The sequence below is a fragment of the Gordonia effusa NBRC 100432 genome (assembly GCF_000241305.1).
Lineage (GTDB): Bacteria > Actinomycetota > Actinomycetes > Mycobacteriales > Mycobacteriaceae > Gordonia > Gordonia effusa.
The window spans coordinates 1-18,993 of the sequence record NZ_BAEH01000110.1; the positions used below are offsets into that span (position 1 = coordinate 1).

An 18,993-nucleotide genomic window follows, 5' to 3' on the forward strand; every position below is an offset into this window, starting at 1 on the left:
ACTTTCTCCAACAGTTGAAGATCGCCGCCATGGGGAACATCCCCGCTCGCGCGGGGGCAGACCGATTCGGCGATCTTCGTCGGCTTGCTCTGACACGGAACATCCCCGCTCGCGCGGGGCAGACCTTCGTGTGACACGATTTGCAGATCACGAATGGGGAACATCCCCGCTCGCGCGGGGCAGACAAACCAGGCGAGCATCCCATGACACCGACGCGAGGAACATCCCCGCTCGCGCGGGGCAGACGACGACGTGCCCGACGAGTACATCGCGAAGGTGGGAACATCCCCGCTCGCGCGGGGCAGACACCTGCATGGACCCAACCCTGAGCGCTGGCCTGGGAACATCCCCGCTCGCGCGGGGCAGACTAGGGGAAATTTGGGCCGGGGTCGGTGTGGTCGGGGAACATCCCCGCTCGCGCGGGGCAGACAGCGGTTGAATCGGGCGTTAGAGTTGGATGATGGGAACATCCCCGCTCGCGCGGGGCAGACACTGACGCCCCCCTGCCGCTCATTCCTCCGCTCGGAACATCCCCGCTCGCGCGGGGCAGACCGGGGCTGTCCGCGGGATTTCTTGGCGACGTCGGGAACATCCCCGCTCGCGCGGGGCAGACCATCATGAGCGGCCATCACTGCCCAGGCTGCGGGGAACATCCCCGCTCGCGCGGGGCAGACAACTGCGGCACGCAGCGGCGGTACTCGACGAGGGGAACATCCCCGCTCGCGCGGGGCAGACTCTCACTCGTCGCGGGCGCCGAGGCATGGAACGGGAACATCCCCGCTCGCGCGGGGCAGACATTTCGTAGCTGTCCGCCTTCGACCAACTGCTGGGAACATCCCCGCTCGCGCGGGGCAGACGACGTCGGCGCACCGCACCACCGCGAGAGGCTGGGAACATCCCCGCTCGCGCGGGGCAGACCCGTCTCGACACAGGATCGCCAGCTCTTGATGGGGAACATCCCCGCTCGCGCGGGGCAGACTATGACTCGGGCGGTATGGCTACCGGGTTGGGGGGAACATCCCCGCTCGCGCGGGGCAGACCCATGTTGGCACCCTTGGCGGATGCCTCCGCTGGGAACATCCCCGCTCGCGCGGGGCAGACACTAACTGACCAGGAATGTTAGCGAGCGTATTCGCGTTCTGGAACTACTTTCGCCGCCGCGCGCGTCGCATCTTCGACGCATTGCTCCATCCGCTGCGAACTCGGTCCCGCGTCACCGCATTGTTGCTCGGACGTCGCATCAGCATGATGCCATCGAAGTCGACTGGCTCCCACTCGTGCCGATGCGTGCGGAAGGCCAATCGCTGTTCGCCTTGAGTGCTGTGAATCATGATCGCCTTGCCGTCCTTGACCAACTCGACTACCTGTAGCCACAGCAGATCACGTACCCGGGCCGGAATGTGCCCGACGTAGACACCGGGGCTTACCTCAAGAAGCCACCGCGTCAAATGCCCCCGCAGCTTTGCCGGACACGCCGTCAAAACGATGACTACCACGGGACCTCATCCTCGTAGTTCGTGCCGCTGGCGACTGCCGATCCTGACTCATCCCAAAGCTCGATCACGTCTGCGTCGGGCAACTCGTCACCGACGGTCGAATCACCAGGCAACAGCAATGAGTGGAGATCACGTACGCATCTGGTGAGTATCGCGCCGGATTTGATCACGTCACGCACGGCTCGCCGCGTCACCCCGCCGATGTCATCATCGGGTACTTCACCGTCGAGTACGCGGGCCGCGACGTCGAATGCGACCGGGATCGTCACCTCGGCTTTGTAAAGATCGGCGATGTCGTACACCAGCGATCTGTCGTGGCCGGTGTGCACAAAGCCGAGTCCAGGACTACAGCCCAGCGCTACGACCACTGCGTGAACCACCCCGTACAGACATGTGTGCGCGGCAGACAACGCCTGATTGATTGCGTCGGAACCTGCGAAATCGTCCGGGTTGTAGTCGCGACGTTTCCACTCGACGTCCGTGCGGTCAGAGTGTTCCCGATAGAGCCGACGAACACGGGCGCCCTCTCGCCCACGAAGCTGGTGCATTGAGCAGTGGGACACGTCTTCGTCGGGAAACCGCATCGCATACATCTGCCGGGCAACCGCAATACGCTCACGTGAGTTTGAAACGGCCCGCGCCTGCGCATCAAGCAGTCTCGTAGTTCGCCCCAGCGGCCGCCCGTGGGCGTAGTAGCGGACGCCGTGCTCGCCCACCCACACCGCTGTCGAACCCGAGTCCGCCATCAACACCATTGCCTGATGTGTCACGCGAGTACCTGGCCCGAGCAACAATGCGCCGAGCGTGGCCGCTGGAATGTGGACCACGCCGTCCTCGGTGGTCGCCGTGACAGCGCTATCGTCGCGTCCGATCGTGGCCCGTTCCACGTAGACGAAGGAGAATCGGTCTTGGGCTCGCACCAGCTCGCTTGGTCTGCTTGGGCGGGTGCCTGGAATCTCTTTCATCTCATGAGGCGTTGACCGGGAGCAAAGTGAGTAGGCCGCATCCGTATCCTTTGCCGCGACCGATTCCGTGACATAGGGCGCGGCGCAACGCATTTGGATCGGTGACTTTCAATTCTCCGTCGAATCGAACCGTCGTGAGCCTTACCTCCGAACTCTGTCGACGGAACTGTTCGACGCCGCGTTCACTCAGTTCCAGCGCCAGCGCGTCCGGGTCAGCGCTCGACGTGACGACCTCAAAACCGTTTGTCACTCCCTTATCGACGAGCCATTGACGTTGGTGCGCCACGGTCTGGTGACCGACTACCCGCTTCCCCTTGTCGTCGGTCAGGGTGCGAGTCGGATTGCCGGTTATGCGAAAGGCGTACGAGGAGTCGGCTTCGACTGATTCCAGGAACGCCGTGTAATCCCTTGTCGCCCATTGGTTTCTCGTTGTCCAGCCGGCCTGCTCGGCCAGATGTTGCAAACAAGGCTCCGCGGGACTCACGATAAGTAGGTTGACCTCTTCCTGGTCTCGATCGATCCGCCAGAGCGTCCGGCCGTCCTCGCCCTCAGTCGGTGTGCCGGGCGCGAACGACGACATCACCGCGGCGTGCATCGCATGGCGGCTGGTCAGTAGTTTCATCGCTCCTCGCCGCCGCCGGTTGAGCGCGATTCTCGACATATACATCAGCTACCTCCCAGCGCGGACAACCAGTCGTAGCCTTTGGACTCAGACTCTGGGTTAGGGACTTGCACGATGTCGTGGACGACGTTGCGCCAGGTGTACTTCCGGTCCGTCGGATCGAAACTCGCCGGAGTGTCGCGGATCGTTTCCTGAGTCGGCTCGCCAGGAAGTGCATCTCGCACGATAGGCAGACTCACTCGCCGAGCCTGCTTTGTCCGGTGATAGCTGGATGCGATCCACGGCGCTTCCTTAAGTGCTTGGGGCAGAGCAATATTCGTGATCGAGGTCTGCACCGGCCCCGAGGGCGGGCATGAACGCCGCCCTAGATACAGTGGGAACGTTGGGCGCCGCAATGCCTGCGCAACCCCCGAAACTAGTTCGTCCTCTCCTTCGACGGCCGCCACGAATTTCGCGTCCGCCAGGTAGTAGCGAACTGACAAGGGCTTGGATTTACCTGTGCGCCAATCGATTGCGGTCTGGAAGTCGCGAGTCAATTCGCCAGGTTGGTCGGTCCGGACGCCGAACGTAAGTCCCAGGAGATCTTCGATCGGGTCGATGCGACGACGTCCCAGAGCTGCTGCCAGCAGTCCGAGCACTCCGCTTTTGGTGGGCTCAGGTCGAGTCTTACGCTCGGTAAACCGACTGGAATCACCCCAAGACTGCATTGGCGCCGCCAGGTTGATCAACAGCGTCGTCATACCGCGGCCCCGGCCCGAGAGCGTACCTGATTGCCAAGAGTCGCAACGAGTTCAGTGAGCGTTGTACGGGTACCAAGGTCACTTGCATTGGCGTCGTCAGTCGCGATCACGAACGCGGTCACCGGGGGAGTGAAGGTTTCGTGAATCACCTGTGCTTTAGCGATGATTCGAGACGCCGCTTGGGCGATTCGGTCTCCGGCATCATCGACGGCTGACTCGAAAGCCCCGGACAGGTTTATCGGCTGGTCATCGCGTACGGTGACGAGTACGAATTCAGGAAGAGTTCGATTGGCAAAGGTGTTTTGCTTACCCGTGGGCATCGACGTGATGAAGGAACGGGTAAACGCTTCGACGGCACGGGCGGCAGCTTCAACGTCTCCCAAGTTCTTCTCCAGCGCCGAAACATTCACTGTCGCATAGCGATACAGTGTCGAAGCGTTGAACTCGACCGTTCCGATCATGCCGGCGCCAGCATTGTCATCGGGTGCTTTGTCATCTACGGCGGTGAAATAGTCAAACTCGGGCACAACCGAGTGCACGCCGATCGCGTGAGCGACTTGTGCGGCCGCATCGACCTTCAGGTCAGGTGAATCGGCCACCATTCTTCCGAACAAGGCCAAGTCGATCGAATTGCCCTTGGTAAGAACAGCTTTCGCATCCTTCTTCTCGGGCTTTCCCTCGGAGCTGATTGCAAGTTCGGCAAGTGCATCGATCTGGGGATTACTCAGGAAAAGAAGAGCTCCCGTCTTCTGATAATCCTCGGACTCCTTGTCGTTCCGGGCTTTGTTCCTCTCAACCTTCATGCCGGCTGCGGTGAGCGTTGCGACCGCATATTCTTCTGCGGATTCCTTCAGCGAGTTATCGGCATCAATGATTCGGGCTTTGATCTGGTCCACGATCCGAAGTGAACGCACTCCAAGGTCAGACGCGTCGAGATGATTCTCGAAGTCGCGGCGGATAGCGCGCTTCCACGCTTGACTGGACACGCGGGCGCGGCGTTTGCCGCCAAAGACAGTCGTCTTGGGACTGCCGTCCTCGTCGCGATTGATGTTGGCTGGAGGCACGGTTTGGATGGCGTGGAAATCGATGAAGAGACTCATGGGTATGTCCTAACTGTTGTCAGAGTTGGTGTTTGGTGGAGTGGAATCGGAAGATTCGGGTGGTTTTGGAACACGACTGAAGTCGCGTGACCACTTAAGGCGAACGCCGGAGCGTAGGTCGGAGTTCTGCCACCGGTTCAGGTCGTCGGCGAGTTGGCCATAGTCGAGAGGAATGGAGCTAGCACGCAACTGTCCGATGAGCGATCGCAGATGCCGGATGATTTCGTCGAAGTTGTCGGCGGTCACCAAGGCGTTGAATCGGCGTACCGTCGCATCGCTGGGACTCGACTCGCCAACTGGCTGTGCGAGTTGGCGTATCGAGCGTCCAAGGGAGAACTTCCATCCCAGTTTGTGCATGTGATTGTCGCGTGACTGCTGGTGGATGGCGAATAGGCAGATTGCTGAGTATGCTGCGGTCTCAATGGGATTCGGCCACGGTTGGTCGGGTTGGTTTGGGAAGCCGTCGAAGACGATTCGCCACACAACGGGATCACCACCTGGCGGGGCGTCGAGGCTGCGACGCAGCCTGGCGAGATCGGCTACGGGCTTAGCTCGGTTGGCAATTGCTCCGCTTTGCAGTGTCCCCGCCAATTTCGCCACATGGATGGAGAGCTTCGACTGGGCTGTCTCAGCAGGGGTGTTGGCGGGTTCAGCGGATTCGGTGGTAGTAGTCACCGGGCCTCCTTCTGTGGTGGTTGCGGGTCGAGTTGATCGAGTTGATCGGGGTCTATCGCGGTGTCGCCGAGAGCGTCATGCAGGTTCTTTAGGAACCAGAGGGATGCCGAGCCCGCAGATACGGTGCGGCCCTTTACTTCTCGAACAGCAAGCGCTGAGGGAGTTGCATTTTCGACGAGTTGGCTTGCGGCATTGGAGATCTGGGTGCGGATCACTTCGGTCCACACGACGAGACGTTCTTCGGCGTTATCGTCGGTAACGCTAGGCAGCCACACGCGAAACAGTTGGCCCATGATGGTGTACGCCTGCTCACGCGCGATGCTCCGGGCAGGCTCAAGATCGCCGCCAGAAGCGAGCGCGATGTCGCCGCCGAGCGATCCCAGGGCCCGCGCGACATTGTCGGCTCTCGTCAAAGCGTCTTCGACATACTGGCGGGTTGGACTGTCGGGACGAGCGAGTGTCGGGTGGAAGGTAAGTCCGTCGGAGAACAGCTCAGCGTAGACGCTGTTCTGTGCTCCGTACTGGATTCCAGTGGCACGCAGATTGACGGCATACCCCGAAATAGTCTGAAACACTGAGCGATTGGCGAGGGCATCTAAGGAACTCGACGGCAGCAACTGCGGATCGCCGTCTTTGGTCTTATCCCCGCGTCCGCCGTCGGGGAGGATTGTGCTCAGCGATCGCCAAAGAAGCCGTGCCGGATCGTGTTCTCGCGCCATATAGATCGGCGATCCGCGCTTCTTCGTTTGGGGTTCGCTAAAACGCCAGCCCGACATCGGTTCGGAGGTGCGCTGACGCCAGTACGGAACGGGGTCGCCATTGCTGATCAATACGTCTGACACCGCATTGTTATTGGTGTGCAAGCGAATTCGGCGGATCGGCCAGGTGAACAAGCCAATCGGTCCTTCAGGCTCAACACCCTCGCGGACGGCGGGTGTCAACGGTTCGTGCTCCCAAATCGGCCGATCGTCCGGAGTCTCGTTCTCGGGCGGCGCGAAGTTGTGAATCAAAGTCTCTCGGATTGTCCTACCTTCGATGGTCAGCCCGCCAAGCCAACCGCACCAGCCGATCCCGATTGGGTAGCCTTTGCCCCCTTTCGCTCTGGCGTCGCCAACAGCGCCGGGCTTGATCCCGCTGATGTCGAAGGCATGGCAGTGAATTAACCACCGTGCGGCCTCAGCAGGAGAAAGCGATTCGATGTGCTGCTGCATCGTGAAGAGCGCTCCCTCGCCGGGCGACCCCGCGACAAGGGCTGTTAAGCCCGACGTCTTGCCCGATGCGGTCGCAAGATCAGGGACTTGCATAAACGGCTGTTTGTCATCGAATAACTCGAAGCGATGCCGCCACGTATCGAGATAGTGATCGATCTCGTCAAGGGGAAGCGAGTCCGCGTTCCAGAGTTCCGCGATGTCAATGTCGTCGTAGGTCTCATCGCGAAGCCACAGGACTCGGTAGAACACCGCCAGCGCGATGCGTAACACCGCGAAATCTTGCGTGGGGAGGTCGCCGGCGATCCGAGTGAGGTCGTCGGCGCGGCGGAAGAACTCGCGCAATGAGACGGTCGCCGGCTCGTCGTCAGCGGTGCGGACGTCGATCCACGGATCGTCCACGAGATTGAATTTCATTGTGCCTCCGCGTAATCGACGACGAGACCAAGTTCGATGTCGTAATTGATGGAATGTCCTGCGATGACGGCGTTTCCGTTCGGATCTAAGATGAGCGGGAGCATCCCGCGTAACCACCGCGACTGTTGCCAACAGTCGATGCCGCCCCCCTCCAATTCTTCGATGATCGCGTCGCCTTGTGGCCCACGCCCAAGGTACGACGGGAGTCTGACAACTTCGCGGGCAAGCTTGCGGGCGAACTGGTTGTCGACGGCTGGGCCGAGGTTGACGTCGGTCTCCGAGTCGATCTCCGACCATGGAGATGGAAGGAGGCGACCGGTCGGACTGCGTTGGATCACGACTACCTCGATACTGTCTTCGCTGTCGCGGACTCGCGCGGCGCCCTGCTCCCCGCCGTTGGCCCCGACTTGCGCGAAACCGGTGAGCGGCCCCTTCTTGGGCCGTGGAAGTGCGAATTCGCTGGCGCACCTTCTACGTTCGTTCTCATCTCCGCGTCGGGAAGCTTCTGCAGCGGACCAAGCGCTCTCCCACCCCGGGGGCGGGGACAGGGCCTCGTCGTAGGCAGAGGTGACCAATGGCGCGACGTCGGCTGGCGATCGCAGCGGCCCCACCGCGTCGCGATGACGGTCGAGGACTGCGATGGCACGCAACAGGGCGGCCGCGCCGTAAACGAGTGCGCATCCACGATCGAGACGCGGGGCCGAATCTGCCGATCGTTCGAAGCCGGTCAGAATCAGCCTGGGCTCGCGAAGAGCTGGCGCGCGTTCCTCCGCTGGGCGGCTATGTCGGTGCAGACGGCCGGCACGCTGGATGATGAGGTCGACAGGTGCGATGTCGGTGAACATGATGTCGAAGTCGAGATCGAGGGATTGTTCGATGACCTGAGTGGCGACCACGACCAGACGCGTTGTGCTGGAACGAGTTACGGATGGTCCGAGCCGATCACGAAGGGTCGTCTCAAGGCGCAGCCGGTGCGGCAGAACGAAGCGAGAGTGCAATAGGACTACCTCGACGTCGCTGCCCGCCGCGACCCACAACTCTCGGTAAACCGCCTGCGCGCGAGTAACGGTATTGCACACGACGGCAGCATGTCCGCCGTCGACAATCGCAGTTAACACTGAGGCGACGACTTCGGTTGGGCCACCCGATAATTCATCGACGGTGACCGACGAGGCGCGGCTCGACGCCGGAAATTCGAAGTGGCGAGCGCCGTCGTGGCTGGTGTGGGTCAATAGAGGATAGGCGAGGGTGGTGAGTTCGGTTGAACGTCTCTTCCTTCCCTTGTTGTAGGCGTCGACCAGCGATCGTCGATGTGCTGGCGGAAGTGTTGCGGTCAACGCGATTACGGGAACGCCGAACGCGCCAAGCCAGGTAAGAACGGACTTCAGATATTCCGCCATAAACTCATCGGCCGCGTGCACTTCGTCGATGATGACGACCTTGCCGGCCAGTCCAAGTTGGCGCAGCACAACATGTTTCGCCTGCAGGGCGGCCAGCAGGACTTGGTCAATGGTGCAGAGGACGATGCTGGACATCGTCGCCATCTTGCCGCGACCAGATAGCCACCAGTGCGCGATGGCTTCGCCAGCACAGGTGTCGTCGCCGCTCTCGTAGACGTGACTTGAGCGGGGAATTTCGGCGAACTCGTCGTTGAATTCGGCTGCGCCGTGGACCAATGCGACCGAGGTGTCGCCGGAATCCAACGTCGTCGACAACCATTTCTTGGTCGTCGTGAAGATCGCGTCGGAAGTCGCTCGGGTTGGCAACGCGAACACCATGCCGCCCAAGCCGAATCGATGTGCGAGGATCTCGGCTGCAACCAGCGCAGCGGCGGTCTTTCCCTCTCCGGTAGGGGACTCCACAACGATGAACTCGGGCTGATCGATACTCCACGCGAGGTCGGTGAGGGCTGATTGCATCGGTCGTGGATTGTCGATCTCAAAACGCGTGCGGAAGTGATCGGCGGTAGCCGTCGGGGGCGTAGGACTCCAGATACCAGGCAGCGCAAGATCTTCCATCGCCTGACGTACTCGATCGGCCTGTGATCCAATTCGCCGAAAAGTGAAGAAGTCAACGTTGGATGCGATCCAATCGCCCATGATGACGAGTCCGGTAATCGCGATGGCTGACGGTTGTGTAAGTGGTAGGTGGGCAAGCAGCTCGAAGTCGTCTGCGCTCAATCCGGCTAGATCGGCGCAGTAGTCGGCGAGTTCGAATTGAACTGTCCGCCAAGCGCTGTCGCCCCAGAGTCGGTCGGCGGGTGGTTTGAGATCTGCGGCCGACGCGTACCGGCCGTGATGCCCGCCCGGGATTGCGGCGAACGAATGAGCAGTCGGCAAATTATGGTCGAAACGCTCGGTGAGCCAAGCGCTCAAGATAAGCTCCGAAACAACAGAGTGGGGAAGTCCACGTCGCTCGGAGGGGGTGATCGAGTCGCTGATCGGCAGACCCGTAGAACAAATTTTCTCCATGAGAGTTCGGGTGCCGTGCGCGTGGTTGAAAACAGGCGATGCTTTGCCCAAGTCGTGGGCGGCGGCCAGCCAGGTCACCATTCGGCGTGTCAACGCGATATCTCCACCGACGTCGACGGCAACTCGCTCCTGCAGATGTGGTGCGCAGAGGTGATCCCACAACCATTCGGTGACCCCGGCCGCGTCTGCCATGTGCTGGTGCAGCGGCATCGAATCGTCTTCGCTGGCCTTGGCCCATAGGGAGCGGGCTTGGGGGGATAAGGACTCGGCGGGGTTGTCGGTGGGTGCTGGTGAACTAGGCACTCAACAACAGTGCATGTTTCTGATCACGAATACTAGTCCCAAAAAGGGGGACACCAGAAAGTGACCTTTCACTGTATTCTCGAACGAGACCTTTCTCTGTTATGTCGCTGCTGAAATTGTCAAAAAGTGAACTGCCGGCCTCTTCCCCGCTCGCGCGGGGCGAACGCGCCAACTTTGGCGCCGAGTGCGACCTGTCACTGGGGTCATCCCGAACTCGGGAAGGCCGGCAGCCCACGGCACATCGTGCCGAAAACGAGGAGATATGTCGATTGACGACACCGATGAGAGACAGTGCGGCCGACTGATGCTGCAGCGTATAGTCGGCTTTGACTGATTAGGCGAGATGACGACCGTCCTTCTGGAGGTGACGCCACCATGAGCCGTTTCGTTGATGACCGTCCATTCCTGAGCGAACCCTCCGGTCCGCCACGAACCCTGGCGGTCCTTCTGAACAGACTGAGCGTCGAGTTTAAGTCGGAAGATGTGCGGCGCAAGTCTGTTGATGCCTGGCTGTCACACAACGTGCCCACCCCTCGCCTAGAGCGAGAATTGCGCGCCGAACACCTCTTGCGTTGAGCCCTCACCTAGCCCGAGATTGAATCCTCGAGGAGTCACAATGAGCGCATTGACCGACGAGATCCTTCGGGCTGAACTAATCGTGCACAAGACGCCTCAAGAGGCGACCGACGCCCGACGTCGGGGCGAGAAAGCGGTCGGGCGCCGCTTGCCGGTCACCGAGCATGAAGCCAAGCTCTATGGCGCCGCCGGCCTCACCCCGCCCGACTAACCCCCAACCTCTGCCCGCCCCAACTCAACCGCCGCGGCCGCCTCCAAAACCATCCAGCCACTGAGTTGAACCGAGAGATCCCGCTCGGGAATCTTTGACGAATGCACTGCGCCCTCGACAAATTCGGCGTCGCCGCCACTCGCCGTCGGAATCTGCGCTGGCTTCGCCCAATCCGGACCGAAGAAGATGCGGCCCGACGCGTCGACGGCCCGATTGGCCCATGCGGCATCAGCATTCGCGCGCGCGATCGTCGCCGCCCGCTCGCGCAGCGCGGGAATGTCGGGGTGATCGCCGCGTAGGTCCGTTGCGACCAGCGCCAAATACCGCGCGAAGACTCCGCTGAATAGTCCGCCATCCCCGCCGCCCGACGACGGAATAATGTTTTCGCGCAAATGATGGTGCTCGACGGCGTCGAGCAGCCGGGCGATCCGCTCGACGTGCCGTGCCTCTCCGGTCAGGCGGTACGCCTCAACTTCGGCGCCCAGCACCACGCCTTGGCAGTAGCTATAGATGGCGGTGACGTGCTCGAATTTCGAAGTGTCCGAACCGGATTCGGCAGTCGGTTTGATTCCGTCGATGACCAAATGCGTCGTCGGGTCGATGAGATTGGCGTCGAGCCAGTCGCACATAGCAACTGCCCGCTCGGTATGTCCGGTGCGCGCCACCAGGATCGCGGCCGGGCCATTCGCCGGTGCGTTGAAGAACAAGTCCATTGTGCGCCAAGGGATTCCACCGCCACGCTGCGGAATCCACGACCCAAGCATGCGGTCGGTCAGTACGCGGACCGCCCCCTCGCGGCCGAGCTGGAAATGCCGCTGCGCACGTTCGGCTGCCAGGCCGAGCCAAGCCATGTCGTCGTAATAGTTATTGGTCCAGCGACCGAGGTTGCGAATCCTGATGCCGCGCAACATGCGATTGACGGTGAGCGCACCGTCGGGGGAGGGGCGATGCAACTGCGCGTCGATCAGCAGATCGGTGAGATGGGCCTGCCACCAGTAGTGCCACATGCCTTTACGCTGTCGATACGCGGGCATCGGCCAGGCGATCCGGCTGATCCGGGTCAGTGGAAGTCCGAACGCTCGTGCCAGGTTACGGTCGACTATCGACTCCTGAGCAAGTGCGGCACGTTCGTTCGCGGTGGGCTCTGACGACGATTTGGATACGTTACCCATGGTCGGGTAGCCTATCTCCTTGCTGCGTCACGCATCCGCGTGCCGCTGCGGGTTCACCAAAGACCGTTGGTCAATAGATCTCACGATCTATACGAAGGTTCGGCAATGCCGACGACCCACGCAGGATGAACGAGGACTCGCGATGGATTCATCGCCCACGCCCCGTGCCTTCTGCGCATGGGGCGTTTTGCATTTCGCTTCCTTCGGGCGCCGACAGTATCTGGCGAACCACTCACTTCGAGATATGAGAGGAGGCGAAGTATGGCCAAGTCCGAAAAGGTCACCGCGGTTGCGGAGATCACAGAGCAGTTCAAGGGATCCACGGCAGCAGTCGTCACGGAATACCGTGGACTGTCCGTTTCCCAGATCAGCGAGCTGCGCCGGTCCCTCGGCGAGGGCGCAACCTACTCCGTCGCCAAGAACACCCTCACCAAGCGTGCCGCCGCTGAAGCGGGCGTGGAGGGACTCGACGAGCTGTTCACCGGCCCGACCGCGATTGCCTTCATCGAAGGCGAACCGGTGGTGGCTGCCAAGGCGATCAAGAACTTCGCCAAGGAGAACAAGGCTCTGGTCATCAAGGGCGGTTATATGGACGGCCGCGCGCTGTCCATCGCCGAGATCGAGCAGATCGCCGACCTGGAGACCCGAGAGGTTCTGCTGGCCAAGCTCGCCGGTGCCATGAAGGGCAACTTGGCCAAGGCCGCAGGGCTGTTCAACCAGCCCGCATCGCAGGTCGCGCGTCTCGCCGCGGCTCTGCAGGACAAGAAGGCGGCTGCGGGCGAGGAGTAATTCCTCACCTAGTCATCTGCCACCACAAACCCACATCCCCGCTCCGCGTGGGGATGACTCCCCAACAAGGGGAATCACCACCGCCCTGTTGGGGCACTAACGGAAGGACGCCACCATGGCGAAGCTCACCGCTGACGAGCTCATCGATCAGTTCAAGGAACTGACCCTGCTGGAGCTCAGCGATTTCGTGAAGAAGTTCGAAGAGGTCTTCGAGGTCACCGCAGCCGCTCCGGTTGCCGTCGCCGCTGCCGGTGCTCCGGCTGCCGGCGCTGAGGCTGCCGCTGAGCAGGACGAGTTCGACGTCGTGCTCGAGTCGGCCGGCGACAAGAAGATCCAGGTCATCAAGGTCGTCCGCGAGGTCGTCTCGGGTCTGGGCCTGAAGGAAGCCAAGGACCTCGTCGAGGGTGCTCCGAAGGCTCTCCTGGAGAAGGTCGACAAGGACGCCGCCGAGGCTGCCAAGACCAAGCTCGAAGAGGCTGGCGCCAAGGTCTCGCTCAAGTAAGACCGAGTTCGTCAGAACTTCTTTGCGGGAATGCCCGCAGCTACGCCCCGACTGAATCAAATTTGATTCAGTCGGGGCGTAGTGTTTTCTAGTAAACCTGCAGTTCACGAGCGGTTTTGAGATGCCGCCGTTGGCAAATGTTCCCATTCGTCATTGTGAGCTTGGTCGTACGGCGGACATGGGTTAGTCTTAGGCCGCGTTAAGGTGCTACCCGCGAGTAATGTCATCCGACGGCGGTTGCGCACTTTACCGAAGTTAAGTATTGGCGAGGTGCGCCAGTGGGCTAGAGTGACTCCAACCACAATGGTTCATGCATTCAAAGTGCACCACACTCAGGACAATGGTCCCGGGGAAGATCGTCTGGAGGAAAAGCAGTGGGTGTTGAGGTCAGCGTTACTGGGCTAACGAAATCGTTCGGGTCGCAGAACATTTGGCGGGATGTCTCTCTGACAATGCCGGCAGGAGAGGTGAACGCGTTGCTGGGCCCGTCGGGTACCGGTAAGTCGGTGTTCTTGAAGACCCTGATCGGTCTGCTACACCCCGAGCAGGGCTCGGTCTTCATCGATGGCACCGACATCACCAAGTGTTCGGCCAAAGAACTGTATGAGATCCGCAAACTGTTCGGTGTGCTGTTCCAGGACGGTGCCCTCTTCGGTTCGATGAGCCTGTTCGACAACATCGCTTTCCCGCTTCGTGAGCACACGAAGAAGAAGGAAACCGAAATCCGTCGCATTGTGATGGAAAAGGTCGAGATGGTCGGTCTGCTCGGCGCCGAAGACAAACTGCCCGGTGAGATCTCCGGTGGTATGCGCAAGCGTGCCGGCCTGGCCCGCGCCCTGGTCCTCGACCCGCAGATCATCCTCTGCGACGAGCCGGACTCCGGTCTCGACCCCGTGCGTACCGCCTACATCTCCCAGCTGCTGATCGACATCAACGCGACCATCGACGCGACGATCCTCATCGTGACGCACAACATCAACATCGCTCGTACCATCCCGGACAACATCGGCATGCTCTTCCGCAAGGAACTGGTCATGTTCGGTCCGCGCGAGGTCCTGCTGACCTCCGAGCAGCCCGTCGTCAAGCAGTTCCTCGCCGGTGACCGCTTCGGCCCGATCGGTATGTCCGAGGAGAAGGACGAGGCTGTCGCCAAGGCCGAGGCCGAAATGCAGGCCGCCGGTATCTCCGGTGGTGGTACCCAGGACGACTTCTCCGAGATCATCGCCCAGGTACAGCCCAACCCGGGAATGCCCGTGCGGCACGCGGCGGTACGTCACCGTCGCAACGTCGAGCACATCCTGCATACGCTGCCCCACAACGCGCAGGAAGCCATCCGCGGCTCCTTCGCGCAGGATGAGGCCGACGTCGCCAACGGCGTCGCATCGTCCACCACGGCTGCCGCAGTCGAGGCGTCGCGTAACGGGTATGCCGAATACGGCGGCTTCGACGTTCCGGCGATGTCGGTGACCGGCAACGCCGTCGAAACCGTTCCGCATCAAGAGCCAGTCCACGCGGGTGCCGGCCAGCAGCAGGCGGTCGCCCCGTCGGAGGCTAATACCGAAACCTGGGTTACCCCGGCCGCAAACGACTCACCGACGCAGCCCATCTCCACCACCAAGGACACTAGGGGTTCTCAAGGATGACCAATGCCACCACGCGTGGTATCGACAAGGTCGCGAAAGCGGGCAGCGGAGCGCTCGAGCAGACCGGCAACATTGTTCAGTTGTTTGTCGATGTCGTACGTCAGTCTGCCGTGCGCCCATTTCAATGGCGCGAGTTCATTCAGCAGGCATGGTTCATCGCAAGTGTGACCATCCTGCCGACCGCACTCATCGCGATCCCGTTCGGCGCGATCGTCTCACTGCAGACCGGCTCACTGATCAAGCAGATCGGTGCCGAGTCCTACACCGGCGCGGCCAGCGTGCTCGTCGTCATCCAGCAGGGTTCGCCGCTGGTGACGTCGTTGCTGGTAGCCGGAGCCGCCGGTTCGGCGGTCGCCGCCGATCTTGGTTCACGAACCATTCGTGAAGAGATCGACGCGATGGAAGTACTCGGCATCAACCCGATCCAGCGGTTGGTTGTGCCACGCGTGTTGGCTATGGTTCTGGTCGCCATCTTGCTCAACGGCCTCGTCGCCGTCGTCGGTATCGGTGGTGGTTACTTCTTCAACGTGGTGGTGCAGGGCGGAACGCCGGGCGCCTACCTCGCCTCATTCGGATCGCTCGCCCAGCTACCCGACCTGTACATTTCGACGATCAAGGCAGCCATCTTCGGCGTGATCGCCGGCATCGTGGCAGCCTATAAGGGCCTACACCCGCGGGGTGGCCCGAAAGGCGTTGGTGACGCGGTCAACCAGAGCGTTGTCATCACGTTCCTGCTGCTGTTCTTCGCAAACCTGATCATCACCGCGGTCTACCTGCAGATCGTCCCGGCGAAGGGATCGTAGACTTCATGACCGGAGGCGCGACAATCGCGAAGTCTCGGTCCGAATACATCGGATACGAGGCGAAGAAACAGCTCGGCAAACCACTCAAGGTGCTCGACGGTGCCGGCGAGCAGATGTCCTTCTACGGACGCGCACTGCTGTGGATTCCGCGCACGCTGACCCACTACTACCGCGAGGTCCTACGACTTCTCGCCGAGGTGGCGTTCGGTTCGGGCGGCTTGGCCGTGATCGGCGGCACCGTCGGTGTGATGGTGCTGATGTCGGGATTCACCGGCGTCGTCGTCGGACTGCAGGGCTATGCGGCCCTCGACCAGCTCGGTTCCCAGGCATTGACCGGCTTCCTGTCGGCGTATGTGAACACTCGTGAGGTCGCGCCGCTGGTCGCTGGCTTGTCGCTGTCGGCGACCGTTGGCTGTGGTTTCACCGCGCAGCTGGGCGCGATGCGGATCTCCGAAGAGATCGACGCGCTCGAAGTGATGGCCGTGCCGTCGGTGCCGTACCTGGTCACCACTCGTGTGATCGCCGGTTTCGTCGCCGTCATCCCGCTTTACGTGCTCGGTCTGCTCGCGGCCTACCTGGCGTCGAGAACCATCAATACGGTCTTCAACGGGCAATCCAGCGGGTCCTATGACCACTACTTCAACCTGTTCCTACCGCCCGAGGACGTCTTATGGTCCTTCGGCAAGGTCCTCATCTTCGCCTTCGTGATCATCCTCGTGCACTGCTACTACGGCTACTACGCCTCCGGCGGTCCCGCCGGCGTCGGCGTGGCGGTCGGCCACGCGGTCCGTACCGCGCTGGTGCTTATCGCAGTGCTCGACTTCTTCCTCGGTCTCGCGATCTGGGGAACGTCGACGACGGTTCGGGTGGCGGGCTGATCTATGGCGCTTTTCCGACGCAGACTTCTCGGCCTCGCGTTCTTCGTGGTCATCGCCCTGTTCCTGGGCGGCACGATCATGAAGTTCCAGGGCACGTTCACCTCGACCGACGATGTGACTCTCAAGACCGACTCGGCGGGCAACTCGCTCTCGCCCAACGCCGATGTCAAGGCGCGCGGCATGGTCGTCGGCACGGTGAAGGAGATCAAACAGTCTCCCGACGGCACCGTCGACGTGATCTTGGCGATCAACCCGGACAAGATCTCGCTGCTGCCCGCCAACACGACGGCGCGCGTCTTGCCCAAGACCCTGTTCGGTGAGCGTTATGTGGCCTTGCAGGTTCCGCAAGACACCTCCTCGCCCGCACTCACCTCCGGCTCGATCATTCAGACCGACGCCAGCGGCAACGCCAAGGAAGTTCAGGATCTGTTCGATCGACTGCTGCCGTTGCTCGAAGCCATTCCGCCGCAAGACCTCAACGTCACGCTGACGTCGCTCTCGCAGGCATTGTCGGGACGTGGCGAACAACTCGGCACGACCTTCGAAGAGCTCAATCAGATCTTCTCGAAGATCAACGACAACACCGACGAACTGCAAGGCACCCTGCGTGGGCTGGCGAGCTTCTCGCAGACCTACTCCGAGGCACTGCCCGACGTTATCGACGGCCTGGACAACCTCCGGATCACCGGCAACACGCTCGTCGAACGGCAGGGAGACCTGCGGACCTTGATCGCGACGCTGGGTGTCGCGGCCACCGACACCACGAAGTTCTTGCGTACCAACAAGACTGACCTGATCAATCTGTTCATCGGTTCCAAGGACTATCTCTGGGGCCTGGCGAATCAGTCGCCGGTCTTCGGCTGCACCTTCAAGAACTTCGCGACCCTCATTCCCGAGTCGCGCAAGATCGTCGGCGAGGGCACGCCCAATCCGGGTGTTCGCGTGGGACTGCAATTCGTCAACCCACGTGGCCGGTACCTGCCGAACCAGGATGAGCCGCGCAACTTCGAGGTCAACCGCGGTCCAACCTGCTACCAGCCGCCGACCAACGGTCGTCCGTTCCCGCAATACCCCGGTGGCGGCCTGGCCGACGGCTCGTACCAGCCACCGTCGCGTAACCCCGGACCACGTAACGTCCCCGGCATGCCCCGGGCCCAGTTCTCGACGACTCCGATCGGGAACATCACACGGTCCAACGCGTTCGACGACCCCGCCTACCGCGCGCAGCTGCAGTTGATCTACGGCGGCACCACTGGCTATGCACCCGGCAAAGTCCCCACCTGGGTCACCTTGATCGGCGGCACCGTTTTGCAAGGGGCGGAGGTCACCATCAAATGAAGTCCCTATTTTGGCCGCTTTTCAAACTGATCACCTTCGCGGTGATCACCGTGCTGGCGACGAGTGCGCTCGCGCTGACCATCGCCAATTCCGGCGCTGGCGGCGACAACGACTACAAGGCTGTTTTCAGCGAAGCTCAGATGCTCAATCCGGGCGACGACGTCCGGATCGCCGGTGTCCGCGTCGGCCAGGTCAACGACGTCGCGGTATATGACCGCAATCGGGCGCTGGTCTCGTTCAGCATCGACCGCGACAACTTGCCCGACGGCACCCAGGTCTACATCCGCTACCGGAACCTCACCGGCCTGCGGTACCTCGCGCTCGAAAAGGGCGCGGGTGACGCGAGCAAGACACTGGCCCCCGGCCACACCTTCGGCGCGCTGCCCGGCGAGAACGACACGCATCCCGCGGTGAACCTCACCGAGCTGTTCAACGGCTTCAAACCGCTGTTCCGTCAACTCCAGCCATCCGACGTAAATAAGCTGGCGGACTTGATCATTCAGGTTTTCCAAGGGGAGAGCGGATCGATCAGTTCACTGGTGTCCAACACCAGTGAGTTGACCAACGCGCTGGCCGACAAAGACAAGGTGATCGGGGATCTGATCACCAATCTCACTACGGTGCTCGACACGGTCAACACCCACGATCAGCAGTTCACCGATCTCCTCGTCAACACCGAGAAATTGGTGACCGGCCTTGCCGCACAACGTGGTTCGGTTGGCTCGGCGATCAGCTCGGTATCTCGACTCACCTCGGTGACCGGTGACATCCTGTCCAAGACTCGCCCGGCAATCCAGGGCGATATCGCCGGACTGAAGTCACTGTCGGATCAGATCACCGCACGTGACAAGGATGTCGAAGCGATTCTTACCAACTTGCCGGTCAAGCTCGAAAAGATCGGCCGCGCAGCGACATTCGGCTCGTGGTTCCAGTTCTATCTCTGCGGCGTCGACGTGGTGGCCGGCAACGGTAAGTCGACGTTGCTGACGCAGCCGCTGGTACCGCTGCCCGATATCAACCATGTCCTCTACACCAGTGCGGCGACTCGCTGCTGGCGTAACAACGACCGACCGGGAGGGTGAAG

Annotated in this window: 17 protein-coding genes and 1 CRISPR repeat array; of the genes, 8 read left to right on the plus strand and 9 right to left on the minus strand. The window is 61.5% G+C overall.

Annotation, left to right across the window (positions count from 1 at the left end):
• The first annotated feature begins 32 nt into the window (after nucleotides 1-32).
• A CRISPR array of direct repeats spans nucleotides 33-1,101; the repeat unit is 29 nt; unit sequence GGGAACATCCCCGCTCGCGCGGGGCAGAC.
• 44 nt (nucleotides 1,102-1,145) lie between these two features.
• From cas2e to cas3, 8 genes are read right to left on the minus strand one after another with little or no spacing between them, the layout of a single operon-like run.
• A complete protein-coding gene (cas2e, locus tag GOEFS_RS19175) occupies nucleotides 1,146-1,496 on the minus strand; it encodes a type I-E CRISPR-associated endoribonuclease Cas2e (protein WP_007319608.1) in 351 nt (116 codons plus the stop codon).
• Nucleotides 1,490-2,461: a type I-E CRISPR-associated endonuclease Cas1e gene (cas1e, locus tag GOEFS_RS19180; RefSeq protein ID WP_007319609.1), complete on the minus strand. Its 972-nt coding sequence runs from the start codon at nucleotides 2,459-2,461 to the stop codon at nucleotides 1,490-1,492. The genes cas2e and cas1e overlap by 7 nt, the downstream gene beginning before the upstream one ends.
• A gap of 1 nt (nucleotide 2,462) precedes the next feature.
• Nucleotides 2,463-3,083: a type I-E CRISPR-associated protein Cas6/Cse3/CasE gene (gene cas6e, locus GOEFS_RS19185; protein WP_245549911.1), complete on the minus strand. Its 621-nt coding sequence runs from the start codon at nucleotides 3,081-3,083 to the stop codon at nucleotides 2,463-2,465.
• Nucleotides 3,084-3,127: 44 nt separating this feature from the next.
• On the minus strand, nucleotides 3,128-3,823 hold the full coding sequence (gene cas5e, locus GOEFS_RS19190; RefSeq protein ID WP_007319611.1) for a type I-E CRISPR-associated protein Cas5/CasD: 696 nt from the start codon (nucleotides 3,821-3,823) through the stop codon (nucleotides 3,128-3,130).
• The gene (cas7e, locus tag GOEFS_RS19195) at nucleotides 3,820-4,923 is read right to left on the minus strand and encodes a type I-E CRISPR-associated protein Cas7/Cse4/CasC (protein ID WP_007319612.1); all 1,104 of its coding nucleotides are present in this window, start codon (nucleotides 4,921-4,923) and stop codon (nucleotides 3,820-3,822) included. Before cas7e ends, cas5e begins: the two co-directional genes overlap by 4 nt.
• 9 nt (nucleotides 4,924-4,932) lie before the next feature.
• Nucleotides 4,933-5,598: a type I-E CRISPR-associated protein Cse2/CasB gene (gene casB, locus GOEFS_RS19200; RefSeq protein ID WP_007319613.1), complete on the minus strand. Its 666-nt coding sequence runs from the start codon at nucleotides 5,596-5,598 to the stop codon at nucleotides 4,933-4,935.
• Nucleotides 5,595-7,223, minus strand: a complete 1,629-nt coding sequence (casA, locus tag GOEFS_RS19205; protein ID WP_007319614.1) for a type I-E CRISPR-associated protein Cse1/CasA — start codon at nucleotides 7,221-7,223, stop codon at nucleotides 5,595-5,597. Before casA ends, casB begins: the two co-directional genes overlap by 4 nt.
• Nucleotides 7,220-9,997: a CRISPR-associated helicase Cas3' gene (cas3, locus tag GOEFS_RS19210; protein ID WP_138918076.1), complete on the minus strand. Its 2,778-nt coding sequence runs from the start codon at nucleotides 9,995-9,997 to the stop codon at nucleotides 7,220-7,222. The genes casA and cas3 overlap by 4 nt, the downstream gene beginning before the upstream one ends.
• A 616-nt stretch (nucleotides 9,998-10,613) precedes the next feature.
• Here cas3 and GOEFS_RS23530 point away from each other — a divergent pair.
• A complete protein-coding gene (locus tag GOEFS_RS23530) occupies nucleotides 10,614-10,784 on the plus strand; it encodes a hypothetical protein (protein ID WP_007319617.1) in 171 nt (56 codons plus the stop codon).
• On the opposite strand, the gene GOEFS_RS19215 is transcribed toward GOEFS_RS23530, so the two are convergent.
• Entirely contained in the window at nucleotides 10,781-11,956 is a 1,176-nt protein-coding gene (locus GOEFS_RS19215) for a glycoside hydrolase family 76 protein (protein ID WP_007319618.1), read from the minus strand. The two genes, GOEFS_RS23530 and GOEFS_RS19215, sit on opposite strands and share 4 nt — an antisense overlap.
• 261 nt (nucleotides 11,957-12,217) lie before the next feature.
• Between GOEFS_RS19215 and rplJ the strand changes: the two genes are divergently transcribed.
• The 7 genes from rplJ (at nucleotide 12,218) to GOEFS_RS19250 (ending at nucleotide 18,991) form a co-directional block, all read left to right on the plus strand.
• Entirely contained in the window at nucleotides 12,218-12,745 is a 528-nt protein-coding gene (rplJ, locus tag GOEFS_RS19220; RefSeq protein ID WP_007319619.1) for a 50S ribosomal protein L10, read from the plus strand.
• A gap of 115 nt (nucleotides 12,746-12,860) precedes the next feature.
• Nucleotides 12,861-13,247, plus strand: a complete 387-nt coding sequence (gene rplL / locus GOEFS_RS19225) for a 50S ribosomal protein L7/L12 (RefSeq protein WP_007319620.1) — start codon at nucleotides 12,861-12,863, stop codon at nucleotides 13,245-13,247.
• Nucleotides 13,248-13,621: 374 nt separating this feature from the next.
• A complete protein-coding gene (locus GOEFS_RS19230) occupies nucleotides 13,622-14,890 on the plus strand; it encodes an ABC transporter ATP-binding protein (RefSeq protein ID WP_040525637.1) in 1,269 nt (422 codons plus the stop codon).
• Nucleotides 14,887-15,693 carry an MlaE family ABC transporter permease gene (locus GOEFS_RS19235; protein ID WP_007319622.1) on the plus strand — a complete coding sequence of 269 codons (807 nt, stop codon included), beginning with the start codon at nucleotides 14,887-14,889 and terminating at the stop codon, nucleotides 15,691-15,693. The genes GOEFS_RS19230 and GOEFS_RS19235 overlap by 4 nt, the downstream gene beginning before the upstream one ends.
• 5 nt (nucleotides 15,694-15,698) lie before the next feature.
• Nucleotides 15,699-16,571: an MlaE family ABC transporter permease gene (locus GOEFS_RS19240; RefSeq protein WP_007319623.1), complete on the plus strand. Its 873-nt coding sequence runs from the start codon at nucleotides 15,699-15,701 to the stop codon at nucleotides 16,569-16,571.
• 3 nt (nucleotides 16,572-16,574) lie between these two features.
• Nucleotides 16,575-17,909: an MCE family protein gene (locus GOEFS_RS19245; protein WP_007319624.1), complete on the plus strand. Its 1,335-nt coding sequence runs from the start codon at nucleotides 16,575-16,577 to the stop codon at nucleotides 17,907-17,909.
• Nucleotides 17,906-18,991 carry an MCE family protein gene (locus GOEFS_RS19250; protein WP_007319625.1) on the plus strand — a complete coding sequence of 362 codons (1,086 nt, stop codon included), beginning with the start codon at nucleotides 17,906-17,908 and terminating at the stop codon, nucleotides 18,989-18,991. The genes GOEFS_RS19245 and GOEFS_RS19250 overlap by 4 nt, the downstream gene beginning before the upstream one ends.
• Nucleotides 18,992-18,993: the final 2 nt, after the last annotated feature.